Origin of the sequence: Achromobacter anxifer (assembly GCF_903652925.1) — a bacterium.
Classification (GTDB): domain Bacteria; phylum Pseudomonadota; class Gammaproteobacteria; order Burkholderiales; family Burkholderiaceae_B; genus Achromobacter; species Achromobacter anxifer.
Genome location: NZ_CAHLAR010000009.1, coordinates 107,034 through 128,766 on the forward strand (window position 1 = coordinate 107,034; position 21,733 = coordinate 128,766).

The 21,733-nt window shown below is 67.3% G+C and carries 2 protein-coding genes (1 of these 2 running past the window's edge); both read right to left on the minus strand.

Features of this window, described 5'->3' with window-relative positions:
* Nucleotides 1–1,824: a GAF domain-containing protein gene (locus tag HWY37_RS25170; protein ID WP_176090111.1), complete on the minus strand. Its 1,824-nt coding sequence runs from the start codon at nucleotides 1,822–1,824 to the stop codon at nucleotides 1–3.
* Nucleotides 1,817–21,733, minus strand: the 3' portion of a protein-coding gene (locus HWY37_RS25175; RefSeq protein WP_176090112.1) for a DUF4347 domain-containing protein. 13,629 nt of this gene lie beyond the right edge of the window; only the last 19,917 of its 33,546 coding nucleotides appear in the window; the start codon falls outside the window, past its right edge; it ends in the stop codon at nucleotides 1,817–1,819. The genes HWY37_RS25170 and HWY37_RS25175 overlap by 8 nt, the downstream gene beginning before the upstream one ends.

Consider the following 21,733-nt stretch of genomic DNA (forward strand, 5'->3'; position numbering starts at 1 on the left):
TCAGCCGAACCAGGCCCACCACTTCAGGCGGAGCCAATCGAAAAACCCGTGGGTCCAGATCCAGACGTAGCGACGCTCGTCTATGTCGATGCGGCCCACGCCCTCCATGCCCGGCCGCAAGGCCGGCGCCGACTTCGGGTCCAGGCTGGCTTCCAGGCGGAACACCGTCTTGCCTTCCTGCACTTGCGCCAGCGGCACGATGCGCGTGACCGTGAACGGAATCTGCCGGTCCGGCATGGCCGCCAGGGCCACCCTGCCGGTCTGGCCCACGGCCACGTCGTCGATCAGACGGTCTTCCACGTCCAACCACAGGCGGTAGCCATCCGGCGGCGACAGCTTGAAGAGCTCCTGCCCGCGCTTGACGGCTTCGCCCAGCTGCTGGCTCAGGTCGCCGCTGACGATGATGCCGGCGAACGGCGCGCGCAAGGTCGAACGCTGGATCTGCTCGCGAAAGAACTGCATCTGCGCCGTGGCCTGGCGCGCCTGCGCCTGCGCGATGGCGGCGGCCGCGCTGTCGCCGCGCGCCGACGCCTCTTCGGCCTGACGCCGGTATTGCACTTCCAGATTGCCGGCGCGCAACAGTTCCAGCTCGGTCTCGCGCGTGTCCAGCGCGGCCAGGGCGTCGCCCTGCTTCACCTCGTCGCCCGCCCGGCGCGTCGCGTCGCTGATATAGCCGTCGAAAGGCGCGGCCAGCACCCGCTGCACCACGCCCTGCACCGTGGCGGTGGCGCTGATGCGGTAGGGCCCTTGCGCGAACACGCCCAGCGCCACGGCGGCCACCAGCGCCAGCGCGGCCAGTTTGCGGCCGATGTAGCGCGGGCCCAGCAGGCGGCCGGACTCGCGCAAGACGCCGTCGCGCCATTTGCGCCAGAAGGGACGCTCCTGCCGCAGCCGCTGGTACAACACGCGGCCGGCCAGCAGCACCACGCTCTGGCATAGTTCTATGCTCTGGCGGTCGAAGGGCAGATTGTCCGGGCGTTCGAACACCAGGGCGCCGCGGGCCTCGTCCTCCGGCGCGAACGGCACGGTCAGCACATTGCGGTTGCCGAATTCGCGCGCCAGCTTCTGGTGGGCGCGCAGCTGGATGGTGCGGGCCTCGTCCTGCGGCAGGCACAGCGTGGTGTTCTGGTCTATGGCCTCGTCCATGGCCTCGGCCACGGCGCGCATCAGGTTCATGTTCTGCACCAGCCGGCTGCTGTGCGACAGCGCATACACCTTGGAGCGTCCATCCTGGCGAAAGCCGATGCTGACGCGGTCGCACTCCAGGCGGGTAGCCAGGTCCGTGACCAGGGTCAGCGCCACGTCCTTGAATTGCCCTTCCTTGAGCGCCCGGGCCACGCTGTTGATCACCACCATCAGGCGCTCGACCGTCTGCGCGCTGTCTGTCTCCTGGCGCTGCGACAGCCACAGCTCCAGCACTCCGGCCCCCCAGCGCAGCGCCTGCACCAGCGGCTCGGGCGCCTGCATCGCGGTTTCGAAGGCGGCCACGCCGTGGATGCGGCCGGCCAGCACGATGGGATAGGCGATCACCAGCCCCTGGGCGTCGGCGGATACCGCGACCTCCCGGCCTTGCAGCGACTCGTCGACGGCGGCGTAGAACGTACCGCCAGCCCGGCTGCCCGCCGGGTACTGCGACGCGACCTCGAACGGACCGGTATCCGGCTCGCCCAGGATCAGCGCCGCATGGCGCACCCCCGCCAGCTGGCCGGCCTGCAAGGCCAGCCAGGCGTCCAGGAACGACTGGCGGTCGCTGGCGGCCGACAGCGCCGACCACCAGGCCAGGTCCGCGCGCTTGACCTGCGCGGGCACGACTGCATCATTCATCCTCGCTTCCAATCTCCGTAAGCTCGGGTTCCTGGCGCCGCACGCTCAATCCGCGCTTGCGGGCCGCCTTGGTTTCCCACGTGTTGGTCTTCGAATTGAACACGACCGTGCCATTGCCCGACGCGCCCAATGCCCCGCTCAAACCCAGCAAGCCCACCCCGGCCGCCAACGCCGCCCGCTCGGCGGCGGAAGCGCCCGTCGCGGCAGGCGCGGCATCCGACTGGAGGCCCGCCCCGGCGTCCGACTCGACGTGCGCCCGCGCGTCCTGCGGCGCAGCGGTGGCCGTCGGTGCGGCATCCTGCGACGCGGCCTCATCGGCCGGATCGGCCGCCGGCGTCTTGGCAGCCGGCGCCTGCGTGGCCGCGGCCGGCTGCGCGCCGCCGGGATACCCTTGGCCGCCGTCCTGCACCGTCTGATCCGTGCGCATGGACACCGCGTCCGCCGGAGCCGACGAAGCATAATCGGAAAGCCCGCCGTCGTGGCGGTCGATCACGATGTCCGGCCGCGCCGCGCCCATGCTGACCCGGTCCGCCGCCGCTTGCCCTTCGGCTTCCTGGCGGCTATCGGCTCCCCAACGGCTGACGAGCGCGCCGAACGCCGACCGCGGCCAGTCGCCGAAGTTGCCGCTCCACGAGTACAGGTTCTCCATGGCCCGCGTGATCAGGTCGGGCGTGTTGCCGCCCTGGCCGAAACGGGTCAGGTTGATGACGCGGCCGCTCACCGGATCGATGTAGATCGCCGCGAAGTCGCCCACCATCACGTCCTTGGAGAAGTTGCCGCGGAACTTGTCCGCGCCCAGGCCGCCCAGCATGTAGTTGCCGCCCGTCCCCGCCAGCAGGATGTCGTCGCCGCCGAACGCGATGTCGATGGTCTCGATCAGGCTGATGCGGTCGTTGACGAACACCACGCGGCCGTTGTCGCCGAACATGACGTTGTTGCCCGCGCCGCTTTCCAGCTGGTCTGCGCCCATGCCGCCCAACATCACGCCTTCGCCGTTGTTGTAGAGACTGTCGTTGCCGCCCACCGACGGGTAGATGGACTCGAACACGGCAATGCGTCCAGCGTCGGTGTAGCGCGCCCGGGCGCCGTCGCCGGCGATCAGGTTGAAGCCGCCCGCGCCTTCCGCCCGGATGATGTCGTCGCCCATCCCGCCGAACAGCGCATTGCGGCCCGCGCCCACGGTAATGGTGTTCACGCCGCCCGCCGGCAGATTGATGGTCTCCAGCATCCGCAATCCGTCGCCCGCCAGATAGCGCGCCTCGCCGCCAGGCGCCGCAGCGTCGATGAAGTCGCCGCGGTCTCGCAGGTAGTTCACCGGATCCACGGTCACGATGCGGCCGAAGTTGGCGAACACGATGTTGTTGCCATCGCCGGCCGTGATCGTGTTTCCGCCCGCCGCCAGCAGGTCGGCGGACCGGCCCACCGCCAGCCCGGCAGCCTGTTCCGGCGTCAGCACCAGGGTCAGCGCCGCCAGCGTGCGCAGGTCGGCCCGCGCCGCCGCGCCCATGTCCATGGGCGCGCCCAGGTCGACGTTCATGCCGGCGTTGCCGAACACGATGTTGTTGCCCTGGCCCGCGTGGATGACGTTGTTGCCGCCGCCGCCCGCGATCAGGTCGTTGCCGGAACCGCCGTAGATCAGGTCGTTGCCCGCTCCGCCGTACAGGATGACGCCCTGGGTGGTGGTGCGCGCGTCCAGCACGTTGTTGCCCGCCTTGCCGAAACTCAGCGCCTGGCCCGCCTGGCGCTGGCCGGGACCCGCGGTGTAGTAGGCGTCGTCCTGGCTTGTCGAACCGAACAGCAGGACCGGACGCTCGGCGCCGCCGACGGTCGAGCCTTCCACCGCCAGCAGATTGTTGCCGCCGCCGCCCTGCACCAGGGTCATCGTCCCGACCGTGGCGTGGCGCACCGTGTAGGTGTCGTCGCCCTGGCCCAGCATGGTGTTGACCGACTGCACCCCATGGAAGACGATGCCGCGGTCATACACATGGGTGCCTTCCTTGCCGGTCTGCGACACCGTGCCGCCCGCGCCGCCCAGGCCCGGCGTCATGCCCAGCCCGGTGATGCGGCCGAAATCAGCCGCCTGCGCGTTGTCGTACAGCCGGCCCAGCCCGCTCAGGTTGTCCACCTGATCCTGCATGCCCGTCTGGCCGACAGTCGTGCCGTCTTCGAAGATCCGGATGCGGTTGTTGGCCGGAGCCGTCTGCGCCGCGCCTTCATGACGCGCGCCCAGCGCACCGTCCGTCTCGCCCGGCAGGCCCACGCCGGCATGCAACACACCGTCGTAGCCCGGACGGTCCAGCGTGCCGCCTTCGATCAGCAAGCTGCCCTGGATGCCGGACACGTCGTGCGGCTGGTCGCCGTAGTTGGCGTAGCTGATACCCGTTGCCGGGTCCACCGTGATGACCGGCTGGTCGCTGGCGCGCGGGTTGCGCACCTTGCCCGGCTCGTTGGCCGGGCCGGCATAGGCCGGATCCGCGACCCGCACCAGGATGGGCGGCAGGGCCACGTCCTGCAAGCCCGGCAGCGTCGTGAAGAGCGAAGCCGACAGATGCAGATCGCGGCCGGCCAGGCTCAGCGGCGGCAAGCCGACGCCGGCGCCGTCCTCGACCTTGATCAGCACCTGCTGCGTGGCGCCCCAGGCCTGCGCCCCGGCGCCGTTGGCGTCGAAGGCCAGCACCACGCTCTGGTGCCAGCTCTGGCCGCCGTCGGTCGACAGCAGCACGCCGCGCCCTTGCAGGCTCTGCATCGCGGCCGCCAGCGCGTCCGCGGACGACAGGCCGGCGCCTTGCGACAGCGAGCCGTACAGGGCCGAAGCCACCATCGCGCTGCTCAGCGACACATAGGCCTGGCCGGAAGCCGGACGCGGCAGCACGCCGGCGTCCAGGCTTACGGACAGCGACAGGGTATTGCCGCCGTGGGCGTCCAGCTCGCCGGGTTGCGCGGTGATGCTGACCGGTTGCGCGCCATCGAACACGTCGCGCGAACCGCCACGGCCGGTGACGATGGTGTTGCCCGCCACGTCGCCCGACAGGTCGAAGGTGTTGCTGCCGCTGCCGCCGATCAGCGTCGTGATGACGTTGCTGCGGGTGGACAGCACATAGATGTGGTCGTTGCCCTCGCGCGCATCCAGGTTGACGCGTTGAATGTTCTGGTAGCTGGTGTTCAGCCCCGCGCCGCGTATGCCTTCCTGCGTCAGCACGAAGGCGTCGTCGTCCTCGGAACCCAGCATGGTGTAGGTATTGAGGCCGTCGCCGCCGTCGATGGACACCGGGCCGTTGATGACATAGCCACGTTCGCCGTTGGCCTGCGGCTGCGCTTCCTTGAAGGCATAGACCATGAACTCGTCGTCGCGGCTGCCGCCATGCAGCGCCAGCGGCGCGGCGTTGCTGTAGACGCGGAAGACGTTGCTGCTGTTCTGCGCGCCATACAGCGTCAAGCCGTAGCTGTTGCCGCGCGACAGGTAGCCCTGCGTCGTCAGCACGGTATCGATCTGGTCGCCCGCGGCCACTTGCGGCAGCAGGCGGTCCAGCGCGTACAGCTGGCCGACCTGGTACTCGTTGTGCTTGGACGCGTCGCTGCCCAGGCCGCCATCGATGACCACATAGGTGCTGGTGTCGTCGATATAGAAGCGGTTGCCGCCGTCGACGGCATTCAGGCGCAGTCCGCCCGTCGAGCTGCGGTCGTAGTTCACGCGCTGCACTGCGTCGGCGTAGCCGGCTCCTTGCGGCGTGATCTTGGCGACGTAGTTGGCGCGGACCAGGAAGCTCTCGTCCTGCACCGTGCCATTGATGGTCAGCTGGTTGACGCCGGCCAGGTTCTCGGCGCCCATCCCGTCCGAGTTGTGGACATTGATGAGTATCGAGGTCAGCGCCTCGTTCAGGTTCACCACGACGTGGTTGGAACCGCGTCCGCCGTCCACGTCCACCCTGTCGGTCACGCCGGGCGTTCCCTGCTGGCTGGTCAGGGACGGCAGCTCGTCCAGCACGATGAGATCGTTGCCGCCATCGCCGCGCAGCGAGATTCCGCCCGCCAACGCACGCGCCGACAGATAGATGTAGTCATCGCCCTCGCCAGCTTGCACGGCGGCGCCCCGGGCCAGCAGGATCCGCGACATCCAGATCTTGTCGTCGCCCGCGCCGGAATCGACGGACAAGTGCCCCAGGAAATCGGAATCCGACAGCATGATCAGGTCGGCTCCGGAGCCGGTAACGATGACCGTGCCGCCGCCCACCGTGACGGTGTCCAGCAGAACGGCGTTGTCACCATCGCCCGCATTCACGGCCAACGCGCCAGCCAGGCGGCTGTCGCGCAGGGTGATACGGTCAGCATCCTTGCCCGTCGTGATCGAGGTATTTCCGCTAACGGCTACCGTATCCAGCAGGATGGCGTTGCCGCCGTCGCCGGCAGCCACGGTCAGCGAACCCGTCAAGCCGCTGTCCAGCAGCGTGATCGAATCGCTGCCGGAACCGGTCGTGATCGTGGTGTTGCCGCCCACGGTCACGGTGTTCAGCAGGACGGTGTTGTCGCCATTGCCCGCATCTACCGTCAACGAACCCGTCAAGCCACTATCCAGCAGCGTGATCGAGTCGATGCCGGAACCGGTCGTGATCGTGGTGTTGCCGCCAACGGTCACCGTGTCCAGCAGGACGGTGTTGTCGCCATTGCCTGCATCCACCGTCAACGAACCCGTCAAGCCGCTGTCCAGCAGCGTGATCGAGTCGATGCTGGAACCGGTCGTGATCGTGGTGTTGCCGCCAACCGTCACCGTGTCTAGCAGGACGGTGTTGTCGCCATTGCCTGCATCCACCGTCAACGAACCCGTCAAGCCACTATCCTGCAACGTGATCGAGTCGATGCCGGAACCGGTCGTGATCGTGGTGTTGCCGCCAACGGTCACGGTGTTCAGCAGGACGGTGTTGTTGCCATCTCCCGCATCCACCGTCAACGAACCCGTCAAGCCGCTGTCCAGCAGCGTGATCGAGTCGATGCCGGAGCCGGTCGTGATCGTGGTGTTGCCACCAACGGTCACCGTGCTCAGCAGGACAGTGTTGTCGCCGCCCCCTGCATCCACGGCCAGCGAACCCTTCAGACCGCTATTGAGCAGCGTGATCAGGTCAAGACCGGCGCCGGTCGTGATCGCGGCGTTGCCGCCCACGGTCACCGTATCCAGCAGCACGATATTGTCGCCATCGCCTGCCTCGACGGTCAGCAGTCCGCTCAAGCCGGCATTCAGCAGCGTAATCAGGTCGACGCCGGAACCTGTCGTGATCGCGGTATTGCCGCCCACGGTCACCGTATCCAGCAGCACGGAGTTGTCGTCATCGCCTGCGTCCACGGCCAACGAACCCGTCAGGCCGCTATCCCGCAGCGTGACCAGGTCGACGCCGGCACCGGCCGTGATCGCGGTGTCGCCACCCACGGTCACCGTATCCAGCAGGACGGTGTTGTCGCCATTGCCCGCATCCACGGTCAGCGAACCTGTCAAACTGCTATTGAGCAACGTGATCTGGTCGATGCCCGCACCGGTCGTGATCGCGGTGTCGCCACCCACGGTCACTGTATCCAGCAGCACGGTGTTATCGCCATTGCCCGCATCCACGGTCAACGAACCCGTCAGGCCGCTATTCCGCAACGTGATCTGGTCGATGCCCGCACCGGCCGTGATCGCGGTGTCGCCACCCACGGTCACCGTATCCAGCAGGACTGTGTTGTCGCCAGTGCCCGCATCCACGGCCAGCATGCCGCTCAGGTTGCTATCGCGCAGCGTGACGCGATCGGCGCCCAGCCCGGTCCGGATGCTGGTGGCCAGGCCTGTGGTCACGCGCTCCAGCAGCACGACATTGCCGCCATCGCCTGCATCCACGGTCAGCGTGCCAGCCAAGCCCGTATCCAGCAACGTGATCTGATCGGCGCCGGCACCGGTCGTGATCGCGGTGTTGCCACCCACGTTCACCGTATCCAGCAGCACGGTGTTGTCGCCGTCGCCCGCAACCACGGTCAGCGCGCCGCCCAGACCGCTGTTTCGCAGCGTGATCCGATCGGTGCCCGAGCCAGTCCGGATGCCGGTGGCCAGGCCTACGGTCACGCGCTCCAGCAGCACGGCATTGTCGCCATCGCCTGCATCCACGGTCAGCGTGCCGGCCAAGTCCGTATCTAGTAGCGTAATCAGATCGATGCCGACACCGGTCGTGATTGCGGCATTGCCGCCCACGGTCACCGTATCCAGCAGGATGGTGTTGTCGCCATCTCCCGCGTCCACGCTCAGCGCGCCTGTCACGCCACTATCCCGCAGCGTGATCCGATCGGCGCCAGCGCCGGTCGTGAGCGCGGCGTTGCCGCCCACGTTTACCGCCTCCAGCAGGACCGTATTGCCACCGTCGCCCGCAGCCACGGTCAGCGAACCCGTCAGGCTGCTGTTGCGCAACGTGATCTGGTCGGCGCCCGCCCCGCTCGTGATCGACGTATCGCCGCCGATGGCGGCGGCATCCAGCAGAACCGTGTTGACGCCCTCGCCCGCCGCCACCGCCAGGTCGCCGCTGATCCGCGTATCGAGCACGGACACGGCATCATCGCCCTGTCCGGTCTGCACGCTCAGGTTGCCGCGCAGATCGGACGAATCGAAGGTGACGGTATCGTCGCCATCCAGGGTGCGGACGTAAGTCTGCTGTTGATTGATCAGCAGCGCGCGCACCGTGATGCGGTCCTGGCCCGAACCGCCGGTGATGTCCAGCAAGGCGCCCTGGGTCAAGCCGCCATTGCCGTCCAGCCCGCCGCCGATCTCGGCATTGCTGCCGAAGCTGATGGCGTTGTCGCCGGTCTGGCTGCCATAGACGTGGATCTGCGGCGCCAGCAGGCGGCCGTTGATATCCATGACCGACGCCTTGCCGTAGCCGGCCATGCCGCGGTCGTCGCGGTCCACGCGCAGGTTCATGCGTTGTCCGGCCTGGATCAGCGCGCCCGGGGCCAGGCCGTTGCGGCCGGCCACCGACAGGTTGTTGCCCGCCAGCAGGCTGAGCACGCCCACCGTGCTGATCACGGAATCCGACGACAGGACGATGTCGCCCGAAGGAGCGGACTGGCCCGCTTCGTGGCGCGCCACCAGCCAGGCGTTGTTCGCCTCGATGCGTCCGATGTTCATGGACAGCGCCTGCGACGCGCCCTGCGCATCGGTGGCTGCGCCCAGTTGCACCAGGGCCACGTCGCCGCCGGCCAGCGCATTGATCGTCGCTTGCGGTCCCACCGCCGCCACGATCAGCGCGTCGTTGGCCTGCGCACCGGCCGTGTCGGACTGGGCGTAGCCGCCCACCGAGCCGACCGCCGTGAAGTAGAGGCTGCCGCCCGTCACGACCGCGCCGGAGCGGCTGCTGGAACCGCCCGGATGCGCCGTCTTGTCGTTGACGATGCTGGCCTCGCTGCTCAGGTGAACCTCGTCGCGGGAACGCGACTCCACCCGCGACAGCGCCAGGTCATGCGCGCCCAGCTGGCTGAGCGATACCGACCCCAAGGCCGACGCCACCAGATAGCCGGACATGTCCGTCAGCAAGGGCGAACCCAGCTCTCCTATGGTGCCAGACAGGGTTTCCAGCCACACATTGCGCGCCGTGATGGCGGCCTGCCCGGAAGCCGTGCCGTTCAGGATGGAATCCAGCGCATAGATGCGCGCATCGCCCCGGTTGCCGTTGGCGTCGACCACGTTGATTCCGTCCAACCGCAGGCCGTGCATGCCGTACAGATTGACGCTCTCTCCCGCCGATGCGCGTACCAATGCCTGCGTGTCGCCCTGCGAGATGCTGATGAGCAGCGGCGAACCCTGCTGCGACAAGTCCGCGCCCAACTGGCCCACGGACTTGCCGGCGATCAGGACCACTTCGCGCACGTAGCCCAGCGCGGCGAGATCCGAGGCGCTCAGATCCGACAGCACCACGTTGGCATACTGCCGCTGGCCCTGGGCGGTGGCGTTCAGGATGGATTGCCCGGCCTGCAACGTGACGCTGCCCGCCGACACCACCTGACCCACGAGCAGATTGGCGCCCGCCTGATAGGACGAGCCGCCCGCCGCCGTGCCCTTGGTATGCGCCAGGACCAGGTTCAGGTCCTGGGCGCCCGATTGCGCCACCCGCGCCACGCCGCCCGCCTCCACGTACAGGGAATGGCCGGCGGACAGGTTCAGCTGCAGATGCTTGCTGGCGTCGTACTGGTAGATGCCGTTGGCGTCGCGGGTGCTGCCCACGATGTCCTTGTCGGCCACCAGGCTGACCTGGCCGGCGCTTTCCAGCGTGCCGGCGTCGGTACCGATGATGGAACCGCCCTGCGCGCCGACGGCGATGGTGATGCCCTGCTTGGCGTGGATGTCGCCCAGGCGGATGCTGCCCTGGGGCGAATCCAGGCCGACCGTGGTGTCGCTGTAAGCGGACACCACGCCATCGACCGCCTGCACCGCCAGCGAACGCGTCAGCTTCAGCGTCAGGTAGCGCGGATCGCGCATGTCGCCCACCAGCATGCCGGCGCTCAGCGCCTGCGGGCTGGCGCCGTCCTGCGCCATGTAAGGCACGCTGATCTGGCTCCACACCGGGTCCAGGAAGCCGCTGCCGATATCCACGACCTGCACGCCGTTGGCGCGCGCGGCATCGATGTTCGCCTGCAGCTGGCTGCGCTGCGCCGTCGTGGCGCCTTCCAGCATCTTGCTGTTGTAGATGAAGACCTGGCGGCTGTTCTGGTACAGGTCGAAGCGGTCGGCGAACAGGAACTGCACGGCGCTGTCGGCCGCCAGGGTCCTGCCCAGCAGCAGCGACGCGTCGTTCGAGAACAGCGGCTCGAAGCGCTGCCACAGGCTGGTATCGGAAAAGTCGACCTGGCTGCGGTCCAGCGGCGTGGTGCCGGCCGGACCGATGTAGCGATACAGCGTGTGGTAGACGCCCGCCAGGTTCACCGCGTTGGCGCGCGACAGGATGGCCTTGTCGGCTTCCGGCAAGGAGTCGAACACGTTGGCGCGTTCGGCGTCCGACAACCCGTCCAGGTTGGGCAGCTGCAGCGTGTAGTCGCCCAGCTGGGCGCCGATCGAGCCCTGGCCCGACGTACGCAGCTCGATGTCGGCGCCCGCCTTCACGTTCAGGAAGCGATCGACCGGCTGTGCGCTCTCGCCGTTGCCTTCCAGGTCGAAGACCTTTTCGTTGATGGCCGCCGACACCGGATACAGCAGGTTGTTCTCGATATTGCGCAAGGTGGCGTTCGAGAAGTAGAAGAAATGGCCCGCGTCGTACGTCTGTCCGTACAGGGCGATTTCCTCAGCGGTTTGCGCCGCGGCGTCCGCGCGCACGGTGTAGACGCGGGTGTAGGCTTGCACGTCCGCGCCGTTCAGGCTGGACGCGTCGAACGTCAGCGTGATGGGCTGGCCCATGTTCGGGTACAGCGCCAGCAGGCCGTCGTTCTGTCCGGCTCCGGTCTGGTACAGCATGGCATCGGCCAGCGACGCCGCCAGGCGGATGGTGCCGTCAGCGCCCACGATGGCATAGTAGGCCGTGTCGGCGCGCACATTGCCCACGGCGTTGCGGAAATAGATCTCGTCGCCCGTGCGCAGCGCGCGCAACTGGCCGGTGCCGTCGTCGACGATATTCATGTCGGCCAGCTTGAAGCTGCCCGACCCGACCGACACCAGGCCCGACACCGCCGTGCCCGCCGAGGACTCCAGGCGTTCGCGCCAGTAGTTGTGATACTCGGCCGTCTGTGCCAGTTCCTTTTCGACCACGTAGTCGTACACGACCTGGTTGCGCGTCGATTTCACCAGATTCTGCGCCGCCGCGATATCCAGCGCCACAGGCAGGTAGTTGGGGTCGAAGCCCTGGTTGCGCAGCTGTTCGTGCAGCGCCAGCATCTGCGCGCTCAGGCCCTCGGTGGAGCCCGCCGCCTGGGTCTGGAAGAGATGCGTGGACACGGTGAACATGCCACGAACGTCGGTGGCGGCAAAACCGCGCAACAGCTCGCCCGTGATGCCGGCATCCGTGAACAGCGCCTTGACCAGCGCCTGGCCTGCCGGCGTCTGGTTCAGGACCTGTATCTGCTGATACAGCATGGCCTGTTCCTTGGACGCGAACAACTGGATCGTGTTGTTGGCGCCGACCAGCACGTAGTAGGCCACGTTGGTCTGCAGGCTGGACACCTTGCCCGTCTGCAGCCGCACGTCGTTCAGGTACACCCGGTCGAAGTTCTGCAAGGCCCGGTAGCCCATGACCTGGCCGTTGGCGTCCGTGACCGGCACGATGTTCATGTCGGTCAGCGTGATGACGTTGTCCGCCAGCACCGAGGCGCCGCTGGCCGCGGCGTCCAGCAGCCTGACGGTGACCGCGCCGGGCGAATTGCCCGCCAGGGCCAGGATCGCGCCCACGCTCACCGGGGTGCCGCCGTTGAAGGCGCCGTCCACGCTGTCCGACAGAGTCACCACCCGTCCGTTCACGCTCTGCACGTAGTAGATGACAGTCTGGTTGGAATTCGAGAAGCTCAACTCGACGCGCTGGCCCTGGACCAGGCGGTCCGTGCCGGGCAAGGTCAGTGTGGCCGCGCCGAACTGGGTCAGCGACTGCTGCGCGAAGCCCGTGTCGACCAGGCGGATGCCCGCGTTGACCGTCTTGCCTTGCAGATTCGGCACGTAGCCGCTGGTCGCGGCGGGGTCATGGACGTTGGTATTCTTGTAGACGTCCAGGTCCTCCAGCTGCGACTTCTGCGCGTAGACCTTGCCGCTGAACGTGATACGGCCGGTCAGCCAATCGCTGTCCGAACTGGCGGCAGTCAGGGGATTGCCCTGGGCGTCGACGATGGTCAGGATGTGCAGCGTGCCGTTGTCGTAGACGCCCAGTTCGTGGCCCTGCAAGGTGCCATTCTGGTTCGTCATGTACAGCTCCAGGCCCGCCAGCGAGATCGACTGCCCGCTCTGCAGCAAGGCCTTGATGCTGTTGGCCAGCTGGGTGCGCGCGCTATCGCTCAGGCTGGAGCCGGTCAGGTCCCAGCTGAAGCTGTTGCCCATGTCCACGTACTCGACATAGCCGGCGCCTGTGCCCGTCTTTTCCGTGTAGGTGTAGAACGGCAGCAGGTTGCTGCCATACCAGCCCCAGTAGGAAGTGGGGGTATCCGAGCTCAGCGTGCCCTGCTTGAGCGCCGTCGCGCCGAAGCCGCGCTGCACGGTGTACGCCACGGCAAGCGTGGCCGAGCCGGAGCCCGAACCCTTGCCCAGGCCCGTCAGGCCGTAGGCCAGTTCCGAGGGCAGCTGGTTCGAGACCACCGTGCCCGCGCCGTTGCGGACATAGTAATTCTTGATCTCCACCGCCGCGCCCGAGAAGGTCACGGAGACGTAGTTCTGCGAGTCGTTCAGATTGAGGGCGGGCGAGCCGTCGGCGCGGACCAGGCTCAACGATTCGATGTGGCGCGTGTAGCTCACGCCGTCGATCGTGAACGAGATCTCGCTGCCGATCAGGCCGTTGACCGCCTGGTTCATCCACTGGTTGTAACCCTGCACCGTGTAGATGCCGGACGGCATGCCCCAGCCCAGTTGCGAGCCGGACAACAGCAACGAATTGGAACTGCTGCTGCGCTCGACCACGGACCAGGGATTGCTGGGCGACGTGGCAGTCAGGTTGGCATACAGCGAACCCGGGCCCGTGTCGATCTTGGCTTGCGGATGCGCCAGGTTGTATTGCGTGATCGCGTTGACGATGGACGTGGTGATGTCCTGGTCGCCTTGCGGCAAGGTAGCGGCAGACGTGCCGGAACTCGGCACCTGCGGCCGCGCCGTGTCGGTGCTCCCGGTGTAGCTGCCCGCGCCGGCAGTCTGGCTGCCATTGCTCAGGACGACGTTCAGTTCGCGGTGGCCGTTGCCGTCGGTCGGCGTCAGGTCGCCCACATAGGGCGACTTGAGCCGGATCAGGATCGTGTCGAAACTGTTGGACCCCCACCATTGCCCCGTGGGCAGGATCTGGTCGATCGCCAGCACCTGGCCTCCGACCAGAATGGTGTTGTAGCTGCGCAGTCCCGCCAGCACGCGCTGGTAGTAGTCCCCAATCGCCGGGTCGCCCTTGGCGTAGAACGCCGCGATCTGGTCGGCGCTGAGCTGCAGGCGCAGCGTGTCGGAACCCTGCTGCGTCGTCAGGTTCCCGCTGGGCAGGGTGAAGGTGATCGGCAGATTAGCGTTGGATTGATCCGTCGCCCCGGCCAGCGCGTAGGACGGTCCGTACAGCACGCCCTGGCTGCCGGCGGTATAGCCAAGCGAAGCCAGCGACACCGGCCCCGCGTTCGGGTTGGACGGGTCGTACAGCGTGAAGGTGAATTGGTAGACGCCATTGGCGCCGCTGCCCGCCACCAGCCCCAGGTATCCCAGGATCTCGGTGCGCGCATTGCCGTTCAGGCTGTTGTTGTACGCCAGGCGCACCAGGTGATGGCCGTCGACCGCCGCCTGCAAGGCCGCCGCGTACTGGGCGGCCGTCATGCTGATCGCCAGGTACTGCCCGCCTTCGGCCTGGGTGCTCAGGTAGGTGCCCGAACCGCCCAGCGTGACCGTGGCGGTCTGCAGCGAGCGCACGCCCGACCAGTAGCTGTCGTACTGCGACAGCTGCGCGCTGAGGTCGGCCAGCAGCTTGGCCGTGACCGTCGGGTAGGCCTTCTCGGTCGCGGTGCGCGTGTCGGCCAGTTCGCCGTCCAGCAGCGATCCGCCGTTCAGGCTGATGTGCACGCTGCCCAGCGCCGCATAGACGGCTGCCTGCGGATTGCTCCAGTTCACCGGCTTGACCAGCGTCAGGTCGGCGTTCAGGACATTCTGCGCCAGGTAGATGCTCTTGTCTGCGCCCGCCGGGCCGCCAGCCAGGCCGGCCTGCGCGGCAAAACCCTGGCGCGCGTAGATCGTCAAGGCCTTGGAAGCCGTGCCGATGGCGCCGTAGCCCGCGTTCAGTTCGATGCGGTTGCCGGTCACCACGGTGTCGTTGCCAGCCGAGGCGTGGGCGAAGATGCCGTTGAGCGCCTCGATGTAGACCGTGCCCGCCGCCGAGGCCACCTTCTTCAGCGTGGCCCAGGAACTGTTGCCACCGTCCGAGAAGTAGTTCAGGCGGATGTCGTTGCGCGCATCGGCCCGGGTATAGCCGTTCGAGCCCATGACGTTCAGGCTGATGGAGCCGCCCAGGGCGATGGCGTCGACGTTGACCACGGCGGACGCGCCGGTAGGCATCTGCCCATTGGGGTCCCGCGCCATGATGCCGACCTCGCCCTGCATCGTGATGGACGTAGGCGACGAAGCCGACACCGCCTCGATATGCACCGTCTTGCCGTTGCCGACGATCAGGTTGCCGGCCAGCGTCACGTTGCCATTGCTGCGGATGTAGATGGCGTTGTCGCTATTGCTGGAGCCCAGGAAGCTCAGCGTGATCTCCTGCGACGCCGGCACGTAGAAGGTGAAGAGTTCCTGCTGCTTCTTCTCGACCACTTGCGTCAACGTGGTGGTCTTGGTGCGCAGCCAACCGCCGCCGCTGGTGTGCGGCCCGTCGTTGCGCACGATCACGCCGGTGTTGAACTTGCGGTAGGCCACGCTGAAGGTGGACGTGTCCAGCGCCGTGCCGCCCGAGGACTCCAGGCGGTAGTGCTTGCCGTCGGGACCGACAATGTCGCCAGAGGCGTCCTCGACCAGGCGTTGCGTGCCGCTGCCTTCGATGGTGGTCGGCAGCAGCGCCTGGTTCAGCTTGCCGCTGGCCGCCAGTTGCTGGCGCAGCGCCTCGGGCACCGAGTTGACGCCGTCGTAGGCGACGACGGTGGACACCAGCACGGGGCGCGGCGTCTCGTAGACCGTCACCGGACCGGATTTGGTCGTGTCGTTGTTCGTCAGCCAGCCCAGCGGATCCCAATCGCCGAACAGGTTGAAGCGCTTGGAGGTGTAGACCGTGGTCGTGGTTTCACCCGAGGTCCAGCCCATCACCCAGACCATCATCTGGCCGGCCTGCGGCTTGTAGGTCAACGTCAGGGTCCGGCCGTCCTGCAGCGTGCCCGCGGAATTCCGCAGGCCGGCCGCGTCCTGCTGGCCCGCACTGTTTTCATAGACCCAGATCCTGTCCAGCGCCAGCGGGTCCGTCGAGGTGGACGAAGGCTGCACGAACTTGTTCCAGACCGTGTGCACGACGTCGTTCAGGCCCTGCAGCTCGTACAGGTCCTTCTGCCCGCGCGCCGTGTCGATGATCTCGATGCGGCCGCGGCGATAGGTGCTGACGTCGATATCGTGCGTCACCAGCGCATAGGTGGTCTGGTTGTCGATATGGACCGAGGCGTAGCCGTTGGCCACGATCAGGTTGCCGTTGCCCACCGACACGATCTGTCCGGTCAGCGAGATGCTGCCGCCCGCCAGCCGGATCGGATCCAGGATGATGGTCTGCGTGGCGTAGTCGAAGCGGCCCGTGATGGCACCATAGCGGTTCAGCGATCCGTCCGCGCTGAACGACACGCCGCCGATGGCGTAGCCGTTGCCGTCCTGCAAGGCCTTGTCCTGGTCGCCGCGGAACGAGCTGTCGATCTTGATGTAGGCGTCCGTCAGGCCGCTCTGGATCTTGCCGTCGATGTTCAGCGTCAGCGCCGAAATGCTGATGGCGCCCAGGGCGAAAATGCGCGAGTCCCTGGCCGCGGCATTGCCGTTCAGGTAGCCGGTAAAGGAGCCCAGCTGGTTGTTGTAGCCCCACTTCAGCAGGACGTTCTGCATCGTGTCGTCGATGCCCGTGCTGGTGCCCCCGTTTTTCAGGGCGTTGATGACGCTCTGCCACTTGTCGTTCAGGAACGTGGGATCGGCGCCCGAGTTGTACCAGCCTTCGCTTTGCAGGCTGAAATTGCCCTTGGCCACGATGTCCAGGCTGAGCGCCTGGATGGTGCCGGACACGCTGATGCTGCCCAGCGCATTGATCACCGACACCTTGCCCAGCGGGTTCACCACCGCGCCCATCAGGCTCAGGTCCACCGGCGCGTTCGCGATCATCTTCGCCACGCTGTTGGTGGGATCGGAGGGGTCATTCAAGGCCCCGCCGAACGGGTCCGCGGCCCAGCCGTTCTTGAGCTGGCTGATGCTGACCTCGGCCGTGTCGGCGCCCGACGCTCCCTTGACGGACACGTCGTTGATGTACAGGTGCCCGGTCTTGAATACCTTCAGCTGGCCATCGGAACCCGGCCGGATGATGGTGCCGTCCAGCACGACCGCGTCCCTGACGTTCATCAGCATCGGCGAATCGTTGACGATATTGATCTGGGTATTGGCGCGGGCGTCGATGCCCGACCGGTATACCCCGCTGGTGTCGCTGGCGCTCACGTAGACCGAACCGCCGGACGCATACATGTCCGGCATGTCGATGAAGAAGGTGCTGAACGAATCCAGATAGCGGATCTGGCCGTTGGCCAGCGTCATGCCCATCTGGATGCTTTGCAGCTGCTGTTGCAGCGCGGCGATGTTGGCCTGGTAACGCGCCACCGCCTGCGGGTCCGAGGCGTGCTCGACCTGCATCCGCGTCAGCGTGCGGATCTGCTCGCTGATGACGTTCTGCTGGCTGGCATAGCGCAGCGTCGGCTGGTCTATGTCCACCGTCTTCAGCACGAAGTACAGCCTGCCGACGTTGCCTGCGGCAAAGGCGCCGAAGTCGGACCCCAGCGCTTCGTCCTTCTGCGCCTGGGTCGGATTGCTCAGGCGCATCCAATAGCTGTTGTTGACGTAGTCCTCCGCCGCCAGATCCAGGTCGCGGCTATTGGGGCTGTTGTAGCGGTAGTAGCTGCCGTTGTGCTCGATGATCATCCCGGTCGTGACGTTGACCTTGATGTCGCTGGCGCTGAACGCGGTCAGTTCATAGCGCACGTCGATGTTGACCGTGCCCGGCGCGCCGTCCAGGCTGGTCTTGCCTGCGCCCAGCAGCTTTTCCAGGATGGCCTTGACCACGGGCGAGTTCGAATCGAAGCGCAGCGGCGCCCCGGCCGTGGGCAGGCCTGCCCCGGACAGCCCCAGCTGCGCCAGCAATTCCGCCGGGATCACGAACAGGTTGGCGGCATTGTTCACGCCGGCGATGATCTGGGTCGCCGAACCGGTGGCGACCCTGCTGGACGTGGTATCCACCACGGCGTCGGCCAGCTTGACGGTGGGATTCAGGTTCAGGCCGATGACCTGCACCGAGCCGTTCACGTGGGCCTGGTCCAGCTTGGACGGATTGGTCTCCAGCCGCACGTTGCGCTGCGCCTTCAGCAGCGAGCCGATGGAGGACACCCCGTCGATCAGCACGGTATTGATCTGGCGCGCCCGGGCGCCGCTGTCCACGTCCGGAATCTGGGCAATGCCCACCAGCGTGAACGACACGTTGTCGTTGGCCAGCAGATAGCCGGTGGACAGCGGATCGGACGCCTTGCCGCTGCCCGCCAGCGCCAGGATGCTGTCGCCCTCGATCGAGGAATTGTCGATCAGGATGGCGTTGCGCACCGTCAGGTCGTTGTTGCTGTCCGACTTGCTGAAGCTGGACACGGCCACCACCAGCAGATCGCTGATGGTGGTCGTCACGCCGCGCGTGTTGGCCGCCATGACCACGTCGCCGAAGGCGTTGCGCAGGAACGCGCCGCTGACCTTGACCTGCGACAGCGCGCCGTCGGTGCTGAGCTTGTTGGTCGACAGCGTCACCGATACGCCGGAAACGCCGGTGATCTTGTTGCGCTGGGTATAGATGATGTCGTTGGTCGTCACCAGGTCCAGCATGCCCGGCGTGTCGAAATTGCCGCGCGCCTGCACCACGGTCATGCCCGCCGACTCCAGCGTGCTGTTGGCCTGCCGCGCGCCGGTGATGGTGATGGTCGATTCCGGCTTGATCGTCACCGTGTGCTTGCTGACGTCCGCACCCGCCACCTTGACAGAGTAGCCGCTCAGGGTGGAGGTGCCGCGCACGGTGTTGTTGCTGCGGATGTCCAGCTTGTTGCCGGTCACCTGCGCGCCGCCGCTGATGTCGATGGCGGACTTGCCGCCGACTTCCACATCGATCTTGCCTTGGCGTCCAGCCACCAGCGCGATCGTGCCGGCGTCCATCTTCACGTCCACTGACTGCACCTGGCCCGCGACTATGCTCAGTAGCGTGCCGTCCACGCGGGCGTTGTTGCCGATCTGCACGCGCGAATCCAGGGCAGTGGTCAGCTTGGCGCTGTCGATCGACACCGTGACGCCGCCCACTTCCAGCGAACGGGCCTCGGCCTGCAAGCCGGCCTCGCCGTTGCGCTCGGTGGTGGCGGCGGTGGTGATGCCGATGATGGCGCCCTGCACGGTGGCGTTGTCCACCGAGGCCTTGAGCGAGCCGCCCAGGCGGGTTTCGGCGCTCATCACGCCCACGCCGATCACGCCTCCGGTGATCGCCTTGGAATAGGCGCGGCCGTAATAGGTGCCCTGCGCATTGATATTGACCATGCCCGGGATCTCGCCCTGGCCCGGCACGGAAACCGACACGCCCTGCAGGACCGCGCCATTGCGCGCCTCGGCCAGGGTCGTGGTGGCGATGTCGACCAGCGCCTTGTTGACGTTCACGGCCAGCCCTGTGGTGGCGGCCACGCCGGCCGTCTGGGTCTGGCTGAAGTCGACGCTGACCAACGCGTTCATGTCAACCACGGGCGCGCTGACGGTGGCGCCATCCACGGAGGCCGTGGTCGTGTCGCGCGCGATGTTCTCGGCGATGCCGACGCCGACTGCCGCGCCCACGATGCCCACCGCCACGCTGACCTGGGTCAGGTCGATCTCGGCGCGGACCTGGGTGTCGGCCTTGATCTCGACCTTGCCCAACGCCCCCACCTTGCCCGCGCCCAAGATCCGGGCGCTGACGTTGTTGCGGGTATTGTTGGTGACGCGCACCCCTGCGCCCGACGCCGCGATGCCGCCGCCCACCGCTACCGAGGCGGTGACCGCGTCCAGCCCCTTGAAGTCGGTCTTCTCCAGCGCCGTGACGGACACGGCGTCATAGGCGCCCACGTTCTTGCCGCTGGCGGTATTGATGTAGGCGCTGACCTCGTTGGCGGCTTCGCTGTCCACCAGCGTCACGGCCAGGGCCAGGTTCAGCCCGAAATTGCCCGGCACCGGCAGCGAGGCCGCCACGGCCACGCCGTAGGCGCCGGACTTCAGGATCGTGCTGGCGTCCTGCGCGCGGACGTTCACGGAACCCGCCCCGCCAGTGATGCCGGCGATGGCCTCCGAGCCCTGGATATAGGCGGAAGTCGTCGTCGCAAAGCGATTGGTGACCTGCACCCCCGACCCGGCGGCCGAGCCGCCGGCGCCCGCCACCGCCACGCTGCCGGCGAAGTTGACGCTGGTCAGCGTTTCGCTGGAAGTGGCCAGCACGTCCACATTGCCCTTGGCAACGGAGATCGTGCTGTTGTCGATATAGGCCAGCGCGCGATTGGCGCGAGTCACGCCATCGCCCGAGTAGGCGCCGAAAGTGTTCTTCGCAATCGACACGCCTATGCTGGCGCCCAGGCCCGCGCCCGTGACGCTGACCGACACCGCGCCGGTCACGGCGGAGATGCTGGAGGTATTGTCCGCCTTCACCGATACGCCGGTGCCCGCCGTGATGGTCGAGCCGCTGATGTAGCCGCCCACGTCGTTGGCGACGGTCTGCGTGCTTTCCGCGCCCGCGCCGGACACGGCGACGCCCGCAAAGCCCGCAGCCACCGAGGCCGCCACCGACACGCCGTCCAGCGTCGCCGTTTCCTTGGCCGACACCGCGACGCCGTCCGACACGTTCAGCGTCGATCCCGTAATGGAAGACTGCACGCTCATGGCCGCCACGTTGCGCGCCACCGAGGCGCCCACCGACAGCGAGCCGCCCTGCATCGCGAACGCCAGCGACGCGCCGATGGCCTTGGCCTCCAGCGTCGTTGTGTCCTGGGCCGTCACCGCCACCCGCGTCATCTGCGCGCCGGCGCTGGCGGTGAGCACCGAGTTCGACAGCGCCGCCTCGACTGCGCCCAGCGCCTTGTTGCTGGCCAGGGCCACGCCCACCGACAGGGCCAGTCCCTGCGAGGTGCCCGCCAGGCTTGCGCCCGCGGCGGTGGCCTTGAGCGTGGACGTATTGGATGCCCTGACGTTCAGGCTCTCGGCCCCCCGCACGGTGGCGTCGGACTGCGTCAATCCGTTCACTTCGGCGCGCGTGACAGCGCGCGAGGTGTTGTAGGCCGACGATCCGGCGCCAGCAAGCGCCGCGCCCTGGTACGCGATACCCACCGCGCCCGCGACCACAACCGCTTCCAGGGTCTGCCTGGTATCGGCGCTTACATTGACCGCGCCTAAATGCCATACCTGCGTATTGCTCAGGCTGGCGCGCGCGCCGGCCGCCTGGGTAATCTCGTTCTCCGCCAGCGAAGCGCCGATGGCCAGCGAGCCGCCCGCGGCAGTGAAGGCCACGCTGGCGACCACCACCTTGGCGTCGATCGCGCCGCTCATGTCGGCGTCTATCGTCAACGCATTGGCGCCGTTGCCAGTGACGCGCGAGCCGTTCATCATTGCCACGGCGGACGAGCTGATCACGTTGCGCGCATCGGCGCCACCGCCTGCCACTGACAGGCCGCCCAGGCTGACGCCCGCCGCGATCGACACCGCCACGGATATCGTGTGGATGCTGGCCTGGCTGTCCGCCTTGACCGTGATCACCGGCGCGCCGGTGAAGTTCACGCCGTCCACCTTGGCCAGCGTGTCGTTGCCGACCTCGTTCTGGGCCAGCGACGCCGCCACGGACAGCGAGGCCGTCGCGCCCAGCGACACGGCCACCGAGATCGCCACCGCGGCGATCGTGCTGTCGATGCGCGACTTGTCCGTCGCCACGACGGACACGCTGGCCGCATTCCAGGCGTGAGCCTGGTTCTGGTCGGTAATGCGGGCGGTGATGGCGGTCTTGATCTTGTT